Below are 18345 nucleotides of genomic sequence, written 5' to 3'. Positions count from 1 at the left end.
TGTCAAGTGAATCCGTCTGGGATAGGGTTCACTTATGAAAGAAACGATTCGCATCATTGGTATCGATCCGGGCCTGCGCCGTACCGGCTGGGGCATTGTCGAATCGCTGGGAAATTCGCTGCATTTCATCGGCTCCGGTACGATCTCTTCGAATGCTGAAATGGATCTCGCCTCACGGCTCTGTCAACTGCATGAAGGGCTTGCGAAAGTACTGCATGATCACATGCCGCATGAAGCAGCCGTCGAGCACACTTTCGTCAATAAGGACGCCACGGCGACACTGAAGCTGGGGCAGGCGCGCGGCATTGCGCTGCTGGCACCGGCGCAGGCGGGTCTCGCAGTTGCGGAATATGCGCCCAATGCGGTCAAGAAAGCCGTGATTGGTGTAGGTCATGGTGAGAAGCAGCAGATTCATATGATGGTGAAGGTGTTGATGCCACGCGCTACGTTCGACACGAGCGACGCTGCCGATGCGCTGGCTATCGCCATTTGCCATGCCCATCATCGGCAGAGCATTGTAAGCGCGCGCCGGATGCAGGCATTACTGGCTGGTTGAGGGGCGTAATGATCGGTAAACTGAAGGGCGTAATCGATGAAATCGCCGATGATCATGTCATTGTCGATATACACGGTGTTGGCTATGTCGCGTTCTGTTCGGCTAGAACACTGAGCAATCTCGGCGGCGTGGGGGAAGCCGTTATATTGTTCATCGAAACCTATGTGCGCGAGGATATGATCCGTCTTTACGGTTTCGCCTCGCAGCTTGAGCGCGAATGGTTCCGCCTGTTGCAGAATGTGCAGGGGGTGGGAGCCAAGGTTGCGCTTGCCGTACTTGGAACCTTGTCTGCTTCTGAACTCGCCAATGCGATTGCGCTGCGCGATCTTGCCATGGTGTCGCGCGCGCCCGGTGTCGGCAAGAAGGTCGCCGAGCGTATCGTCACCGAGTTGAAGAACAAGGCACCCGCCTTTGCTGGCGAGGCCAGCGGCACGATCGGGCTCAAGCAGGAGCTTGGCGCAGGCGCTGCCCCCGCTCCGGTGGCGGATGCGGTTTCGGCGCTTGCCAATCTTGGCTATTCGCGTGACCAGGCCGCCAATGCGGTGGCCGCGGCCATGAGGGAGGCGGGAGAGGGGGCTGATTCGGCCAAGCTCATCCGGCTTGGATTGAAGGAGCTGTCGCGGTGAGACGCTTGCCTGAAAGCCGGGTCCATGCGAGGAAAACGCCATGAGCGATCGTAATCCTCTCATTGATGCTGACAAGCGCGGAGAAGACGCCGACACCACATTGCGTCCGCAAACGCTGGGCGATTTTGTCGGGCAGGCGGCGGCGCGCGCCAATCTTAAGGTTTTTATCGAGGCGGCCAAAGTGCGTGGGGAAGCGCTCGACCATGTGCTTTTTGTCGGGCCACCCGGTCTTGGCAAGACCACGCTGGCGCAGATCATGGCCAAGGAGCTTGGCGTTAATTTCCGATCCACCTCTGGTCCGGTCATCGCCAAGGCCGGCGATCTGGCGGCACTGCTTACCAATCTTGAAGAGCGCGACGTGCTCTTTATCGACGAGATTCACCGCCTCAGCCCGGCAGTCGAGGAAATTCTCTATCCGGCGATGGAGGATTTCCAGCTTGATCTCATCATCGGCGAGGGACCGGCGGCGCGTTCGGTGAAAATCGACCTTGCCAAGTTTACGCTGGTTGCAGCCACAACCCGTCTCGGTCTACTGACCACGCCGTTGCGCGACCGTTTCGGCATTCCGGTGCGGCTTAATTTCTATACGGTCGAGGAGCTGGAATATATCGTGCGGCGCGGCGCGCGCATCATGCAGATGGGCATTTCGGCGGATGGTGCGCTGGAAGTCGCGCGCCGTTCGCGTGGTACGCCGCGTATTGCCGGACGTCTTTTGCGCCGCGTGCGCGATTTCGCGCTGGTCGCAGGCGCAGATGTCATCGACCGCAAGATCGCCGACGAGGCGCTGTCGCGCCTCGAAGTCGATCATCGCGGCTTTGACCAGCTCGACCGGCGTTATCTCGACATGATCGCACGCAATTTCGGCGGTGGTCCCGTCGGCATCGAAACGATTGCCGCAGGGCTGTCGGAGCCGCGCGACGCGATTGAGGACATTATCGAGCCCTATCTTATCCAACAAGGCTTTTTGCAGCGCACGCCGCGCGGGCGCGTACTGACGGCGGTCGCATGGCAGCATATGGGGCTTCCTGCTCCTGCTGAAATTATTCGACAGACGCAGTTCGGCCTTTTTATGGAAGAAGAATGACTGACGGGAAATATCAGGCACCGGGCAGATCTATATCTGGCGAGTTGAAAGACGGCGGCCATCGGCTTTTGGCGCGCATCTATTATGCCGATACGGATTTTTCGGGCTTTGTCTATCATGGCCGTTATCTTGAATTTTTCGAACGTGGCCGCACCGATTTCCTGCGTCTTCAGGGTGTGCACCATATCGAGCTCGCGGATGGTTCGTTGGGCGAGGAAATGGTCTGGGTCGTGCGGCGCATGGAGATTGATTATCGGGCACCGGCGCGTATGGACGATCTCATCGCTATTGAAACCCGGGTCAGCGAAATCCGCGGCGCGCGGGTTATCATGACGCAGAAGATCACTTGTCAGGAGCGTTTGCTCTGCGAGGCGAGAGTTGAGGCGGTGATGATTACAAAGCAGGGTCATCCGCGCCGTATTCCGGATGAATGGCGCGAGGCTTTCACGAAAGACGGTCGCAACTGATCGCGGTTTCTGCCTCCCGTTTTCACAATAATGCGGGAATGTTTTCATCCTTCTGCGCGAATGCTAACGCATCTTTAACCATAATATTCCATGAATCATGCTGATGGAATCGGTTGAGAGGCAGGCTTGAGACGCAGCGCCTTCCTTTCACCAAAATTAACCGTAACAAGCCATGAAGGTTTTAAATTGAAATCCGGCAATGGCGGTTACGGCATGGAATATCGGCATATTCGTCGGAATATGCGGAAACTCCTTGATTGAAGCTGGGCAGGTTTGCGGCGTTCCGTGGCGGACGCTTCGTAAAAGATTTGCGATGCCGCCCGGTCATGTGGCCGGGCGTTTGGATTCAGAAGCATTTCCAGCAAAAGTGCGTAGCGGCTTTGCTGGCGACAAATGCGGAAAAACACAAGGTACGGGGCGCTGTCCGGTTTGGCCGGACGAAAAGGCTCCAGGACGGTGGATTGATGGAAAATGTTGCGTTAGCGGCCCCGGTCGCCGATGTTACCCTCTGGGGCTTGTTCATGCAGGCGAACTGGGTGGTCAAGCTGGTTATGCTAGGTTTGCTGGTCGCCTCGGTATGGACCTGGGCGATCATCGTGGACAAGACAATTTCTTATGGGCGGGCGAAGCGCGCCGTGGATCGTTTCGAGCAGACTTTCTGGTCGGGGCAGTCGCTGGAAGAGCTTTACCGCAACCTCAATGAGCGGCGCACGACCGGCATGGCTTCTATTTTCATGGCAGCTATGCGCGAGTGGAAGAAGTCTTTTGAAAAAGGCGCACGCTCACCCATCGCGCTGCAAATGCGTATCGACAAGGCCATGGATGTGGCGCTTGCGCGCGAAAGCGACAAGCTGGAATCGCGCCTGGGCTTTCTTGCAACAATTGGTTCGGCTGCGCCCTTTATCGGTCTTTTTGGTACGGTTGTGGGCATTATGACGGCGTTTCAGGCCATTGCGGCTTCCAAGAATACCAATCTGGCCGTGGTGGCTCCGGGTATCGCGGAAGCCTTGCTTGCAACGGCAATCGGCCTTCTCGCCGCAATTCCGGCGGTTATTGCCTATAACAAGCTTACGGGCGACGCGGGAAAGATCGCGGGGCGACTTGAAGGTTTTGCAGACGAGTTCTCTGCCATACTGTCGCGCCAAATCGATGAGAAGCTAACGCCGCGTAACTGAGCGGCGGCTCTCCATACTCTAATTCAAGCCTTCGGGAATGTTGCAATGGGCATGTCGGGTGGAAATCAGGGAATGCAATCGGGCGGACGCCGCAGGCGTGGCCGCAAAAAAGCATTGATGAGCGAAATCAACGTTACGCCATTCGTGGATGTGATGCTGGTGCTGCTTATCATCTTCATGATTTCGGCACCGTTGCTGACGGTTGGCGTGCCTATCGATCTGCCCGATACACAGGCCCAGGCCATGAATGCCGACACGCAGCCGATTACGGTTTCGGTCAACAATGAAGGTAAAGTCTATCTTCAGGAAACGGAAGTTCCCGTTGACGAGGTGGTGGCAAAACTTCAGGCCATCGCCAAAACCGGATATGAAGAGCGTATTTTCGTGCGCGGCGACAAGGCTGCCGATTACGGCACCGTCATGAAGGTCATGGCGCGTATTTCCGCCGCGGGTTTCAGGAATATCGGTCTTGTGACCCTCCAGGAGCAGGATAGCTGACGCCATCATGAAGGCTGGCCTGACATCTTCCGTAGCGCTGCATACCATCGCCATTGCGTTGGGGCTGTTCTCGTTTTCCGCGCCGAAGGCATTCGACGTGCAGGATTCCGAGTCGTTCCCGGTCGATATCGTGCCGATTGAATCGATCACGCAAATCCAGCAGGGCGAAAAGACCGCGCCGATAAGCGAAAAAGCCGCGCCGAAGCCGACGGCAAAGCCGCAAACGGTTCCCGATGCCGAAAATGTGGGTGATCAGGAGATTGATACCACAACGCCGCCGCAGCCTCAAAACAAGCCCAAGCCTGTCGAAGCCGCAGAAGAGCCGAAGGCCCAGCCTGAGCCGGTAAAAAAGCCGGAGCCGGAGCCCGAACCCAAACCGGAACCCGCGCCCGCACAGAAGCCTGAGCCGGTTCCCGCGACGGAAGTGCAGGCCAAGCCGGAGCCAAAACAGGAAGTGAAGCCGGATCCGGTGGCGGAAGCCATCGAGAAACAGGCCGAAACGCCTGAACCCGATGCGCCGAAGCTTCCCGATAATGTGCCCGCGCCACAGGCCAAGCCCAAGCCGCCGCAGGCGCATACAGCCAAAACGCCGGACCGCAAGCCCGCCGAAGAGCCGAAGAAAAAAGCAAGTGCTTCGCAGACGAGCCAGTCGAAGAATGACGCTATTGCCGACGAGGTTGCAGCCCTCCTGAACAAGGAAAAGGCGTCTGGCGGCGGGGCAAAGCGTTCTACGGATCAGGCTTCGCTTGGCGGCAGAAGAAATACAGGCGGTTCGAAGCTGACGCAGAGCGAAATGGACGCGTTGCGCGGTGCGATTTCAAAATGCTGGAACGTGCCCGCCGGAGTGGCTGACGCGCCCGGACTTGTCGTAACCGTCAGGATGCATCTGACGGAATCCGGCGATATTCGAGGCGCGCCGCAAGTCACGTCTGGCGGCGGCGATTCCGGGGTGGGGAGAGCGGCTGCGGAAAGCGCCAAGCGCGCTGTGCTGCGCTGTGCGCCTTACAATCTGCCGCGCGACAAGTATGATTCATGGTCGGAGGTTATCGTCAACTTCGACCCGAGCGATATGTTCTGATCAGCCCGGCTGGTCAATTTCAACGTATGCCTGATGAGGCCAAGGACAAAGAGGTCCCTATAGACATGAAAATCGGCATCATAAATACAAAGATCCGGACAATTCTTTCGGCTTTCGCCTGTATGATTGCCGCAAGCCTTGTTGCGACCATGCCCGCGCGTGCCGTGGTGGAGATCGACATCAATCAGGGCGTGGTTGAGCCATTACCGATTGCGATCACCGATTTTCTATCGGGAGACCAGCTTGGAGCGAACATTACATCGGTGATTGGAGCCGACCTTGAACGCTCGGGTCTGTTTGCGCCGATCGACAAGGGCGCTTTCATAGAAAAGATCTCCAATCCCGACGCTTCGCCACGTTTCGAGGACTGGAAAGTCATCAATGCGCAGGCGCTCGTTACGGGCCGGATCACGCAGCAGCCGGACGGGAGGCTCAAGGCGGAATTCCGTCTATGGGACACTTTCGGCGGTCAGCAGATGATCGGCCAGCAATTCTTCACGACGCCCGATAACTGGCGTCGTGTAGCCCATATCATCGCGGATGCCATCTATGAGCGTCTGACCGGTGAAAAGGGCTATTTCGATACGCGTATCGTTTTTGTCGATGAATCCGGCCCGGCCCTGAAGCGCGTGAAGCGCCTGGCCATCATGGATCAGGACGGCGCCAATGTGCGTTATCTTTCGGATGGCCGCGCCATGGCACTCACGCCGCGTTTTTCGCCGAACCGCCAGGAAGTGACCTATATGTCCTTTGCCGGTGGCCAGCCGCGCGTTTACCTGCTTCAGCTCGAGACCGGCCAGCGCGAACTTGTCGGCAATTTTCCCGGCATGACCATCGCGCCTCGCTTCTCGCCTGACGGCCAGAAGGTCGCCATGAGCCTGCTTCAGGACGATGGCAGCGCCAATATCTATACGATGGACCTGCGTAATCGTACGACAACGCGCTTGACCAGCAGTCAGGCGATCGACACCAGCGCGTCCTATTCGCCCGATGGTTCGCAGATCGTGTTCTCTTCCGACCGCGGCGGTCGCCCGCAGCTTTACCTCATGGGCGCAGATGGCTCGAACCCGCGCCGCATATCGTTTGGCGACGGCAGTTATTCGACACCTGTCTGGTCTCCGCGCGGCGATTTGATCGCCTTCACCAAGCAGTCGCAGGGGCAGTTCTCCATCGGCGTGATGAAGACCGACGGTTCGGGCGAGCGTCTGCTGACTTCGGGCTTCCACAATGAAGGTCCGACATGGGCCCCCAATGGTCGCGTGCTGATGTTCTTCCGCAAGGCTGCGGGAGCCGGCGGCCCGAAGCTTTTCACCATCGATCTGACCGGACGCAATGAACGGCAGATACAGACGCCGAACTTCGCCTCCGATCCGGCCTGGTCGCCGCTTCTCGAATAATGGCAAATAAAAAGCGCGGAACGACTATTCCGCGCCCTCATTTTCGATCATTCGCCACAATCATAACGTTCAGGCCGTGTTTCTGCCGCATTTTACCATCAGGGCTACAAACAGCATTGCTGCCGGGAAATGACCGGCTTGCATCTGGCCGCAAGAAAACGTTAACTATACTTCTTGAGCCTGTTTTAACCTCGATATGATTATTGGTTGATTACGCAGGACATCAAATCTTAAGGAGCCCCGGCCCATGCGCCGTTTCCAGTCGATCGCACGTAGCCCTATCGCTATTGCCATTTTCATGTCGCTCGCCGTTGCCGGCTGCGCGTCCAAGAAGAACCTTCCAAACAATGCCGGTGATCTTGGCCTTGCTGGCGCAGCAACGCCGGGCTCTTCGCAAGACTTCACCGTGAATGTCGGCGACCGTATTCTGTTCGATCTCGATTCATCGCTGATCCGTGCCGATGCGCAGCAGATATTATCGAAGCAGGCGCAGTGGCTCCAGCGTTATCCGCAGTACACCATCACGGTCGAAGGCCATGCCGATGAACGCGGTACGCGTGAATACAACCTCGCTCTCGGGCAACGCCGTGCAGCCGCTACGCGCGACTTCCTCGCCGCTCGTGGCGTGCCGACCAGTCGTATGCGCACTATTTCCTACGGCAATGAGCGCCCGGTCGCCGTTTGCGACAGCGACTCCTGCTGGTCGCAGAACCGCCGCGCTGTCACCGTTCTCAACGGTGCCGGAAGCTAATTTGCGATCATGCAACGATATTACGGAAAAGCGGCCTTTGGGCCGCTTTTTTCGTTTCTGAGGCAGAGTTTCGCCGCTTGGACAAATTTTGGCCGAAGTCGGCGGTGTCATAGAGAAAGCGTCTTTATTTTTCATGTTTGCTTTTTGATGATTTGTTCTAAAAGCTCACAAGTACCGCGCAAATGGACTGTTCAGAAACCATTCAGGCACGGTATCCGATACCCTACTCATTGTGCAGGAAAAACGGGGTGCAGGAAAAACGGAGCCAGGAAAACGGGGCAAAAAGGAATGAGGAAACGAATGAGGAAAGTGACACTGGCAATCGTCATGCTGCCGCTTTTGGCGGGTGCGCCAGCTTTCGCTGCCGGTGTGTTCGCCAGCGGAGTTGGTCCGATTGCAAAACCGGTTCAGACGGCTTTCGCCGATGGCCTGCTGCCGGGTTGGGGCGGCAAGCGAACTTCCACGCCGGAACAATCCGTGCAGCTTGCGCAGGTAGGTGATCCACGCGTCGGCCAGCTTCAGGAGCAGCTTCGTCAGCTTTCAGGCAAGATCGAAGAGCTGAATTTCCAGATTCTTCAATTGCAGGACCAGTTGCGCAAGACGCAGGAAGATAATGAATTCCGTTTTCAGGAACTGGAAAAAGACAAGCGTTCGGATGCGGGCAGCGATGGCGATCATGCGGTCGCAAGCGCGCGCCCTTCCGCAACAGACGAGGCATCGCAAGATGCCTCGTCTGCTTCTTCTCATCAGGCGGCAGCGGGCAATGCTGTGAGCGCCGATTCCGTGGCTATTGGTTCGGAGGCTTTGCAGAGCGGTCCGGCGCGCGGCCAGCCGCCGCAAACGCTTGGCTCCATCCGTTTCGACACCAATGGCAATGTAATCGGCGAAACGCTCAATGCCACGCCGCGCTCAGTTGAGCAAAGGGGGGGCGAGCAGGGCGAGAATGCATCGGATGGTGATATGCTGGCGTCGCTTCCCAGCGATGATAATCCGAACTCGCTTTATCAGGCTTCCTATCAGTATCTGATGTCGGGAGACTACAAGGCTGCGGAAACCGGTTTCCGGGAGCATGTCAAGCGTTATCCCGCCGATCCGATGACCGCAGAAGCGCGTTATTGGCTTGGTGAATCCTTGTTTGGGCAGGGGCGCTTTCCGGAAGCGGCCACAGTTTTCATCGATATGCAGCGCGATTATCCCGATTCCAAGCGCGCGCCTGAAAATATGTTCAAGCTTGGCATGACGCTTGAGAAAATGGACAATCGCGATGTGGCCTGCGCTACCTTCAAGCAGATTCCCGAACGCTATCCCAAGGCCGCGCCGGCTATTCTGAAACGGGTTGCCGACGAGCGCAGCCGGATCAAGTGCTGATAGCGGAGACGTCTGTGGGGCTTTCCCCGAACGATATTTTTGCGCCCTTTGGGCTTGAACACGCGCGGGGGATTGTTGCTGCCGTTTCCGGTGGCGGCGATTCCCTTGCGCTGTTGTTCCTGCTGAAAGATTATCTGGCGACGCTCGATGATGCACCGCCGCTGACCGCCGTGACCATCGATCACCGGCTGCGTGGTGAATCGCGCCGTGAGGCCGAAGATGTCAGCGTGCTTTGCGGTGCCCACGGTATCGCCCATCGTATTCTGGCCTGGGACGAGCCAAAGCCCTCCGGAGGGCTTGCGGCTGCCGCGCGTTCGGCGCGTTACCGGCTTCTGGTGCAGGCGGCGCGGGAAGCGGGGGCGGATTTCATTGCGACCGGGCACACCCAGGACGACCAGATCGAAACCTTTCTGATGCGCAGGGAACGCAGCAGCCATTCGCAAGCGCGGGGGCTGGCGGCAATGGCGGTGCGTTCGATTCTGGAAAATTCGGTCGAGCTGATTCGTCCGCTGCTGGACGTATCACGACAAGATTTGCGCGATGAACTGATCGGGCGCGGCATTGTCTGGATCGACGATCCAAGCAATTCCAACACGGATTACGAAAGACCCCGCGTGCGACTCACAACTGCTGCCAAGGCAGACCCGGAGGTGGTTCTTGCGCAGATCGCACTGGCGAGCGCTACCCGCAAACGTGACAACGCCGCCCTGATCGCCGCTTTGGCCGATCCGTACAGTCTTGCGATCGATCCGCTCGGCTCCATTTGCCTTGATGCGGGAATTTATACAGCCTTGCCGGAAAATCCGCGCCGCTTGTTGTCGGGGCTGCTTGCTTCGATTGCGGGCGGGCGGCGCTTTCTTCCCGGAGACACGGAGCGTTCCCGCATTGAAAGGGTTCTTTCAGGGCAGGAGAAAAGCGGGCGGCTGACGGTGTTCGGGTCATTGATCGAACGGGGCGAAAATCGCTTGGCACACTGCTTTCGGCGCGAGCGGCGCAATCTGCCGACCATGCATCTGGCCCCAGGCGAACATATCGTGTGGGATGGGCGCTTCCGTCTGGCCAATCGGAGTAAGCATATATTTGATGTCGGTGCGCCCGGCAGGCAGGAACTGTCGGATTTTGCCAAGGCCGCAGGGCTTGAAATCGATGCCGTGCAAAGAGAGGCATTGCTGGTTCTGCCCGCGCTTTACTCAGACGGCAGGCTTGCGCGTCTGCTATCCATCAATGAGCAGAATCCGGCGGAGGGAATCCCTGATGGAAACCTGGGGCAAATCCATATCGAGAGGCACTTTGCGCTCTTCGATCATGTGCTGCCGGGCTATGATTTTGGGCTGGCAAATGCGGTTGAAAGGCAATTTGGCCGTAAATGTCCTAATTTTTATAAACCAGACTGACAAGAATTGCTGGCAAGGAGTGTTGTGCGCCTTGGCAAGGTCATTCTTCGATCCTATGTTAGTACGAAATATCGTCCCGTGCTCGCGGGGTGAGAGTGGTATCGATTGGACCCGTTATGAATCCGAACTATCGCAACTTCGCCCTGTGGGCGATCATTGCCCTGCTCCTGATCGCGTTGTTCAACCTGTTCCAGAGTCCTGGGCAGCGCACGAATTCCAGTGAAGTTTCCTATTCCCAGTTTATTGATGACGTTTCCAATGGACGCGTGAAATCGGTGACGATCATGGGAGAGCGAATCACCGGGACATATGCCGATAACGGCGCCACTTTCCAGACTTATTCTCCGGGCGATACCGGTCTCGTCTCTCGACTGGAGGCGAAGGATGTGGCGATCACGGCACGTCCTGAAAGCGATGGGTCCAGTTCGCTTCTAGGCATTCTGCTTTCGTGGCTACCGATGATCCTCATTCTTGGCGTGTGGATTTTCTTCATGCGCCAGATGCAGGGCGGCTCGCGCGGCGCGATGGGTTTTGGCAAGTCGAAGGCCAAGCTTTTGACTGAAGCCCATGGGCGCGTGACATTTCAGGATGTTGCGGGCGTCGAGGAAGCCAAGCAGGATCTGGAAGAAATCGTTGAGTTCCTGCGCGATCCGCAGAAGTTCCAGCGCCTGGGCGGCAAGATTCCGCGTGGTGTGCTGCTCGTCGGCCCTCCCGGAACCGGTAAGACGCTGCTTGCACGATCGGTCGCTGGTGAGGCGAATGTTCCGTTCTTCACCATTTCCGGTTCGGACTTTGTGGAAATGTTCGTAGGCGTCGGCGCAAGCCGTGTACGCGACATGTTCGAGCAAGCCAAGAAGAATGCGCCCTGCATCATCTTCATCGACGAAATCGATGCGGTTGGCCGTCATCGCGGCGCAGGGCTTGGCGGCGGCAATGACGAGCGCGAACAGACGCTCAACCAGTTGCTCGTGGAGATGGACGGTTTCGAAGCCAATGAATCGATCATTCTGATTGCCGCGACCAACCGTCCCGATGTTCTCGACCCCGCCTTGTTGCGTCCGGGCCGTTTCGACCGTCAGGTCGTTGTGCCGAACCCGGATATTGTCGGTCGTGAGCAGATCCTGAAAGTGCATGTGCGCAATGTACCGCTCGCGCCTAATGTCGATCTCAAGATCGTGGCGCGCGGAACCCCCGGCTTTTCGGGTGCCGATCTGGCTAACCTCGTCAACGAAGCGGCATTGATGGCTGCGCGCCGCAACAAGCGCGTCGTGACCATGCAGGAATTCGAGGACGCCAAGGACAAGATCATGATGGGCGCGGAACGGCGCTCGGCCATGACGCCTGAAGAAAAGGCCAATACAGCTTACCACGAAGCCGGACATGCCATCGTGGCGATTAATGTGCCCAAGGCTGATCCGGTTCACAAGGCTACCATCATTCCACGCGGTCGCGCGCTGGGCATGGTGATGCAGTTGCCTGAGGGCGATCGCTATTCGGCGACCTATACATGGATGGTTTCGCGTCTTGCCATCATGATGGGCGGTCGCGTTGCCGAAGAACTGAAATTCGGCAAGGAGAATATTACTTCCGGCGCTTCTTCCGACATTCAGCAGGCCACCAAGCTGGCTCGCGCAATGGTGACACAGTGGGGCTATTCGGATAAGCTTGGCCGTGTAGCCTATGGCGAAAATCAGGAAGAAGTCTTCCTCGGCCATTCGGTAGCCCGTACGCAGAATGTTTCGGAAGAAACTGCGCAGATCATCGATGCCGAAGTGCGTCGCCTGATCGACGAAGCCTATGCCGAAGCGACGCGCATCCTGACGACCAAAAAGAAGGACTGGATCGCGCTGGCCGAAGGGCTGCTTGAATATGAAACGCTCAGCGGTGACGAAATCAAGGAACTGATCGCAGGCAACAAGCCGTCGCGCGATCAGGGCAACGATACGCCGTCACGCGGTTCGGGCGTGCCCAAGGCTGGCACTCCGCGCAAACGCAAAGGCGATGAACCGGGAGGCGAGCCGGGTATGGAGCCTAATCCACAGCCCCAGTAAGCGCCTGTAACAGTCTTTAAAAGCCGGGCAAATTGCCCGGCTTTCTTCATTCCTCGATCCGCGTAGAATATGCGCAATCAAGCAGGTAGCCTGAAAACGCTTGGTTAAGGATTTCGGCGCATCCTGTCCTCATATGAATTGTTCGCATCTTTCAGATGCGAAATCCGTTTAAGCCGTTGTAAAAGCGAAATTGCAACGTAGAGGGTTTATGCGTTAATAACGCATCTGGTATTACCTACCGGGTTCGGGTTCCCGGTCAGTTATTGCTGTTTCGTTTTTATAAGTGGCAGATAGTCAGGAGCTTCCAGATCGCCCTATGGCTCAACGCAAGGCTAAAATTATGACACGGAAATATTTTGGGACCGACGGCATTCGTGGTCAGGCAAACAGTTTTCCAATGACACCGGAAATCGCCATGAAAGTCGGTATGGCGGTCGGCCATATCTTTCGCCGCAATGGGCAGGCGTCCCGTGTCGTGATTGGCAAGGATACGCGGCGTTCGGGCTATATGCTGGAGAACGCGCTGGTGGCGGGCTTCACGGCGGCGGGCATGGACGTCTTTCTGCTAGGCCCCATTCCGACCCCTGCAGTCGCCATGCTGTGTCGCTCCCTGCGTGCAGATATAGGGGTGATGATTTCCGCGTCGCACAATCCTTTCTACGATAATGGCATCAAGCTTTTCGGCCCGGACGGCTACAAGCTTTCGGACAATATCGAGCTTCAGATCGAAAGCCTCATCGATGGCGATCTTTCTTCGCATCTGGCCAGCCATGGCGAGGTGGGCAAGGCCAAGCGCGTGGATGGCGATATTTATCGCTATATTGAATTTGCCAAGCGCACTTTGCCGCGCAATATCTCGCTCAACGGTCTGCGCGTCGTGGTCGATTGCGCCAATGGCGCGGGCTACAAGGTCGCGCCAGCCGCCCTGTGGGAAATGGGCGCGGAAGTCATCACCATCAATGATGAGCCGAATGGCCTCAACATCAATGAGGATTGCGGTTCCACCCATCCGATCGGTCTGATGAAGAAGGTGCATGAAGTGCGCGCTGATGTTGGTATCGCACTCGATGGTGATGCGGATCGCGTGCTGCTGGTCGATGAAACCGGAACTGTGATTGATGGCGACCAACTCATGGCAGTGATCGCCGAATCATGGGCGAATACGGATCGGCTTCAGGGCGGCGGCATCGTGGCCACGATCATGTCCAATCTCGGATTGGAACGTTTTCTGAACGAACGCAATCTGTCGCTCGCCCGGACGAAAGTGGGCGACCGCTATGTCGTCGAGCATATGCGCCAACATGGCTTCAATGTCGGCGGCGAACAGTCGGGTCATATTGTCCTGTCTGATTTTGCAACGACCGGCGATGGCCTGATCTCGGCCTTGCAGATACTCGCGGTCGCGCAAGAAGAAAACAAACCGCTGAGCGAGCTTTGCCACAAGTTCGAGCCGGTGCCGCAGCTGCTCAAAAACGTCCGCACCACGGGCGGTAAGCCGCTTGAAAACAAAACGGTCAAGTGCGCTATCGACGAAGCGCGCGACCGGCTTGGAGTGCAGGGCCGTCTGGTCATCCGTCCGTCGGGGACCGAACCGCTCATTCGCGTCATGGCCGAAGGTGACGACCGCAGCCTGATCGAGAAGGTGGTGAATGATATTGTCGGCGTGATTTCTTCGAACAGCACTGCTGCCTGAGAAAATTCAGGGTACATCGAAACAAAATGGCGCGGCACGACCGGGCCATTTTGTTGTGTGTGCTATGCCGTCTCGGCCAGAGTATTTTTTAGTAATGCTTAATAAATATAGTAAAAAAACAAGGTTAAGTTGTATTTAACTTTTCATGCATAGTCTGTTCTCGAATATTCGTCTCCGGCGCGATTGCGGCGTGACAATTCGATGGGACAGATAAATGAACGGTCTTGTTAGAACTTTTTACGCCGGTCTCGCGGCATCGGTTGTTTTGGTGGCTGGCGCATCGGCTGGCTTGACGGCAGATTATATCGAACCAGTGCCCGAAGTGGTTATTGCTCCGCCAGCAATTGGTGGCTGGTATCTGCGCGGGGATATTGGCTATTCCTGGAGCAAATTCAAGAATGCCGATTATGCCACAATCGATAATTGTGTGGGGTGCGGCGCTGGCTCGCCTACTTTTGGCAGCAACACGCTCCATGGCGATCTCAAGGGCTCTTTCCTGATTGGCGGCGGTGTCGGTTATCAGGTGACAGATTATTTCCGTACCGACCTGACCTTGGATTATATGACGCGCGCCAAATTCAACGGAAATACCTATGGTGCAAATTGTGACGGCAATATTGATTGTGCCTCGGATGAACGTGGGCATTTCTCGGCATTGTCGATTCTCGCGAATGCCTATGTCGATCTGGGTAATTTCGGCGGGGTTACGCCGTATATCGGTGCCGGTCTAGGCGGTACGCGCGTGAAATGGGCCGATCTACATGACGTGCGTTATGGGGGCACGCAGGAAGGGGCGGCAAACTGGCGCTTCACCTATGCTCTCATGGCCGGCGCATCGGTTGACCTCACGCATAATCTCAAGCTTGATGCGGGCTACCGCTATCGTCATGTCAATGGCGGCAAGATGTTCGAAGGTAATCCGTGGCTGGGCGACGGCTACGACAAGGGCATGCATATCCACGATGTCCGCGTCGGCCTGCGCTATATGTTCGGCGGATAAATCCAGCCATCCTTATTCCCTGAAAGGCCCTGTTTCCGGGCCTTTCACTGCCTGGTTATATTTGCCGTATTGGGCATTTTTGCTGCTGGCGGGCATCATCAAGCCAGCTTGGACGAGTTTGAAAAATAATCCTGAAAAGTGCTATTGTTAAAATTGCCGTTTCCGGTATTTTCATCAGTGGGCCACGCTTCCCCAACGAGGCGCGTGCTATCTGAGAGGATAGGAAACATCATGACGACGATTGTGAAGCCGGCAATTCGCCCGGCTAACCCTAATTTTTCATCTGGTCCCTGTGCAAAACGCCCCGGCTGGTCGCTTGAAGCGCTCGCTGATGCGTCGCTTGGTCGTTCGCATCGCGCGAAGATCGGCAAGAGCAAGCTGAAAGAGGCCATCGACCTTACCCGCGAAATTCTTGGCGTTCCAGCCGATTACCGCATTGGTATCGTTCCAGCATCCGATACAGGTGCAGTCGAAATGGCGCTGTGGTCGCTGCTTGGCGAACGCGGCGTGGACATGGTTGCATGGGAGAGTTTCGGTTCGGGCTGGGTCACGGATGTGATCAAGCAGCTCAAGCTCGAAGACGTGCGCACCTTCGAGGCGCCCTATGGCGAGATCGTGGATTTTTCCAAGGTTGATTTCGATCGCGATGTCGTCTTCACTTGGAATGGCACCACATCGGGCGTGCGCGTTCCCAATGCCGATTTTATTCCGGCAGCTCGTGAAGGGTTGACGATTTGTGATGCGACTTCCGCAGCTTTCGCGCAGCGTCTTGATTTCGCCAAGCTTGATGTCGTGACCTTCTCCTGGCAGAAAGTGCTGGGCGGCGAAGGTGCCCACGGCATCCTGATCCTCAGCCCACGCGCTGTCGAGCGTCTGGAAAGCTACAAGCCAGCCTGGCCCCTGCCGAAAATCTTCCGCATGACCAAGGGCGGTAGGCTTATTGAGGGCATTTTCGTTGGTGAAACCATCAATACGCCGTCCATGCTGTGCGTCGAAGACTATCTCGATGCGCTGAGCTGGGCTCGGTCGGTTGGCGGTCTCGATGGACTGGTTGCGCGTGCGGATGCAAACTTTGCTGTTCTGGATGCCTTCATCGAAAAGACGCCGTGGATCGCCAATCTGGCAGTCGATCCGAAAACGCGTTCCAACACGTCGGTCTGCCTGACCATCGTCGATCCGGAAGTGACAGCGCTTGCCTCCGATCAGCAGGCGGCTTTCGCCAAGGGCATCGTGTCGGTTCTCGACAAGGAAGGCGTGGCCTATGATATCGGCGCATATCGCGACGCGCCGTCCGGCCTGCGCATCTGGGCTGGGGCAACGGTTGAAGCTTCCGATCTGGAAGCGCTGACTGCATGGCTCGACTGGGCTTTTGCGACGCAGAAAGCCACGCTCAAGGCTGCTGCCTGATCGGACATTTATGCATCAAGCCGTGATTGCGTTGGGGCGGTCACGGCCTGCATTTCTCCTTATTGAGATCATTTTAAAACGTGCCGCGTTTAATAATAGTCATGCGACACGCTTTAAATCTTTGTTTTAACGCATGTCTTTAAACCCAAAACCGGTTTCCGCTTTTGGGAAGCATGCTTAGTTGATGGAGGCCATTATGGCACCTCGCGTTCTCGTATCCGATAAATTGTCGCCAACGGCTGTTCAGATTTTCAAGGATCGCGGCGTTGAAGTCGATTATCTGCCCGACCTTGGCAAGGACAAGGAAAAGCTTCTTGAAGTCATCGGCCAATATGACGGTTTGGCTATTCGCTCGGCCACAAAGGTCACGGAAAAACTGATCGCTGCCGCTAAAAACCTCAAGGTTGTGGGTCGCGCCGGTATCGGTGTCGATAATGTCGATATTCCCGCCGCATCGCGGCGCGGCATCATCGTGATGAACACACCTTTCGGCAATTCGATCACCACTGCCGAACATGCTATCGCCCTTATGTTTGCCGTTGCGCGCCAGCTGCCGGAAGCGGATATTTCCACGCGCACCGGCAAGTGGGAAAAGAACCGCTTCATGGGCGTTGAAATCACCGGCAAGACGCTGGGCGTCATCGGCTGTGGCAATATCGGTGCAGTTGTGGCGACGCGCGCCATCGGGCTGAAAATGCATGTGGTCGCCTTTGATCCGTTCCTTTCAGAAGGCCGTGCGCAGGAACTGGGCGTGGAGAAGGTGGAGCTGGGCGAGCTCCTGGCGCGTGCCGATTTCATCACGCTGCACACGCCGTTGACCGACAAGACGCGCGGTATCATTAATGCTGGAGCACTCGCCAAGACCAAAAAAGGCGTTCGCATCATCAATTGCGCCCGGGGCGGTCTGATTGTCGAAAAGGATCTGGTCGAGGCTCTGAAATCCGGCCATGTGGCGGGAGCTGGTATTGATGTGTTCGAGACCGAGCCCGCAACCGAAAATGAGCTTTTCGACCTGCCCAATGTCGTTTGTACACCGCATCTTGGTGCGTCTACGTCCGAAGCGCAGGAAAATGTAGCGATTCAAGTAGCCGAGCAGATGTCGGATTATCTCATCAAGGGCGCGGTATCCAATGCGATCAACATGCCCTCGATCACGGCGGAAGAAGCACCGCGCCTCAAGCCGTTCGTGAAGCTTGCCGAAGTGCTGGGCGCTTTTGTCGGCCAGGTGACGGACGAACCCATTCAGGAAGTGGAAGTGCTTTTCGACGGCTCGACGGCGGGTATGAACACGCGCGCGCTGGTCAGCGCGGCGCTGGCGGGTCTCATTCGTCCGCAGGTCGCCGATGTGAATATGGTTTCCGCGCCGATCATGGTCAAGGAGCGCGGCATCATCGTTTCCGAGGTCAAGCGCGACAAGTCGGGCATTTTCGATGGCTATATCAAGCTTGCCGTCAAGACGACAACGCGCGAGCGGGCCATTGCGGGCACATGCTTTTCTGACGGCAAGGCGCGCTTCATCCAGATCAAGGGCATCAATCTCGATGCGGAAGTCGGGCCGCATATGCTCTATGTGACCAATGTCGATATTCCGGGTATGATCGGCCTGCTCGGCACCATCTGCGGCAAGCATGATGTTAATATCGCCAATTTTGCTCTCGGGCGTAACCACCCCGGCGGCGATGCAATTGCGATGCTTTATGTCGATGAAAGAATTCCGCAGGCGGTGCTTGACGAACTGACGGCGCAGGAGGCAATCAAGTCGGCACGGCCACTGGAATTCAATATCGAGGAAGCCTGAGC

The 18345-nt window shown here is 56.8% G+C and carries 15 protein-coding genes and 1 pseudogene; all 16 read left to right on the top strand.

All coding sequences use genetic code 11. The features are described 5' to 3' along the window. The first annotated feature begins 34 nt into the window (after window positions 1-34). Window positions 35-556, top strand: coding sequence for a crossover junction endodeoxyribonuclease RuvC (gene ruvC, locus KUG47_RS14585; RefSeq protein WP_217678710.1), 522 nt, complete (start codon window positions 35-37; stop codon window positions 554-556). An 8-nt stretch (window positions 557-564) separates the two neighbouring features. After that, window positions 565-1182 (top strand): Holliday junction branch migration protein RuvA, encoded by a 618-nt coding sequence (ruvA, locus tag KUG47_RS14580; protein WP_217678709.1) that lies wholly within the window; start codon window positions 565-567, stop codon window positions 1180-1182. A gap of 40 nt (window positions 1183-1222) precedes the next feature. Next, on the top strand, window positions 1223-2266 hold the full coding sequence (gene ruvB / locus KUG47_RS14575; RefSeq protein WP_217678708.1) for a Holliday junction branch migration DNA helicase RuvB: 1044 nt from the start codon (window positions 1223-1225) through the stop codon (window positions 2264-2266). After that, complete coding sequence (gene ybgC, locus KUG47_RS14570; protein ID WP_217678707.1) at window positions 2263-2733, top strand: tol-pal system-associated acyl-CoA thioesterase; 471 nt, start codon at window positions 2263-2265, stop codon at window positions 2731-2733. The genes ruvB and ybgC overlap by 4 nt, the downstream gene beginning before the upstream one ends. A gap of 464 nt (window positions 2734-3197) precedes the next feature. Beyond that, a complete protein-coding gene (gene tolQ, locus KUG47_RS14565) occupies window positions 3198-3908 on the top strand; it encodes a protein TolQ (protein WP_217678859.1) in 711 nt (236 codons plus the stop codon). 45 nt (window positions 3909-3953) lie between these two features. Next, complete coding sequence (gene tolR / locus KUG47_RS14560) at window positions 3954-4406, top strand: protein TolR (protein ID WP_217678706.1); 453 nt, start codon at window positions 3954-3956, stop codon at window positions 4404-4406. 7 nt (window positions 4407-4413) lie between these two features. Next, entirely contained in the window at window positions 4414-5484 is a 1071-nt protein-coding gene (locus tag KUG47_RS14555) for a cell envelope integrity TolA family protein (RefSeq protein WP_217678705.1), read from the top strand. Window positions 5485-5549: 65 nt separating this feature from the next. Further along, on the top strand, window positions 5550-6881 hold the full coding sequence (gene tolB, locus KUG47_RS14550) for a Tol-Pal system beta propeller repeat protein TolB (protein WP_217678704.1): 1332 nt from the start codon (window positions 5550-5552) through the stop codon (window positions 6879-6881). A gap of 247 nt (window positions 6882-7128) precedes the next feature. Continuing rightward, a complete protein-coding gene (gene pal, locus KUG47_RS14545) occupies window positions 7129-7632 on the top strand; it encodes a peptidoglycan-associated lipoprotein Pal (RefSeq protein ID WP_217678703.1) in 504 nt (167 codons plus the stop codon). Between the two features lie 552 nt (window positions 7633-8184). Beyond that, window positions 8185-9000: pseudogene (gene ybgF / locus KUG47_RS14540) on the top strand (tol-pal system protein YbgF); the annotation flags it as partial. A 14-nt stretch (window positions 9001-9014) separates the two neighbouring features. Next, complete coding sequence (gene tilS, locus KUG47_RS14535; RefSeq protein ID WP_217678701.1) at window positions 9015-10394, top strand: tRNA lysidine(34) synthetase TilS; 1380 nt, start codon at window positions 9015-9017, stop codon at window positions 10392-10394. A 116-nt stretch (window positions 10395-10510) separates the two neighbouring features. Next, window positions 10511-12445, top strand: a complete 1935-nt coding sequence (gene ftsH / locus KUG47_RS14530) for an ATP-dependent zinc metalloprotease FtsH (RefSeq protein WP_217678700.1) — start codon at window positions 10511-10513, stop codon at window positions 12443-12445. A gap of 340 nt (window positions 12446-12785) precedes the next feature. Continuing rightward, window positions 12786-14138 (top strand): phosphoglucosamine mutase, encoded by a 1353-nt coding sequence (glmM, locus tag KUG47_RS14525; RefSeq protein ID WP_217678699.1) that lies wholly within the window; start codon window positions 12786-12788, stop codon window positions 14136-14138. Window positions 14139-14352: 214 nt separating this feature from the next. Further along, entirely contained in the window at window positions 14353-15138 is a 786-nt protein-coding gene (locus KUG47_RS14520) for an outer membrane protein (protein ID WP_217678698.1), read from the top strand. A gap of 231 nt (window positions 15139-15369) precedes the next feature. Continuing rightward, window positions 15370-16545, top strand: a complete 1176-nt coding sequence (locus KUG47_RS14515) for a phosphoserine transaminase (protein ID WP_217678697.1) — start codon at window positions 15370-15372, stop codon at window positions 16543-16545. Between the two features lie 196 nt (window positions 16546-16741). Next, window positions 16742-18343: a phosphoglycerate dehydrogenase gene (serA, locus tag KUG47_RS14510; RefSeq protein WP_217678696.1), complete on the top strand. Its 1602-nt coding sequence runs from the start codon at window positions 16742-16744 to the stop codon at window positions 18341-18343. Window positions 18344-18345: the final 2 nt, after the last annotated feature.

Origin of the sequence: Falsochrobactrum tianjinense (assembly GCF_019100495.1) — a bacterium.
Taxonomy (GTDB): Bacteria; Pseudomonadota; Alphaproteobacteria; order Rhizobiales; family Rhizobiaceae; genus Brucella; species Brucella tianjinense.
The sequence above is the reverse complement of the archived record's forward strand: the minus strand, read 5'-3'. Positions and strand labels throughout refer to the sequence as shown.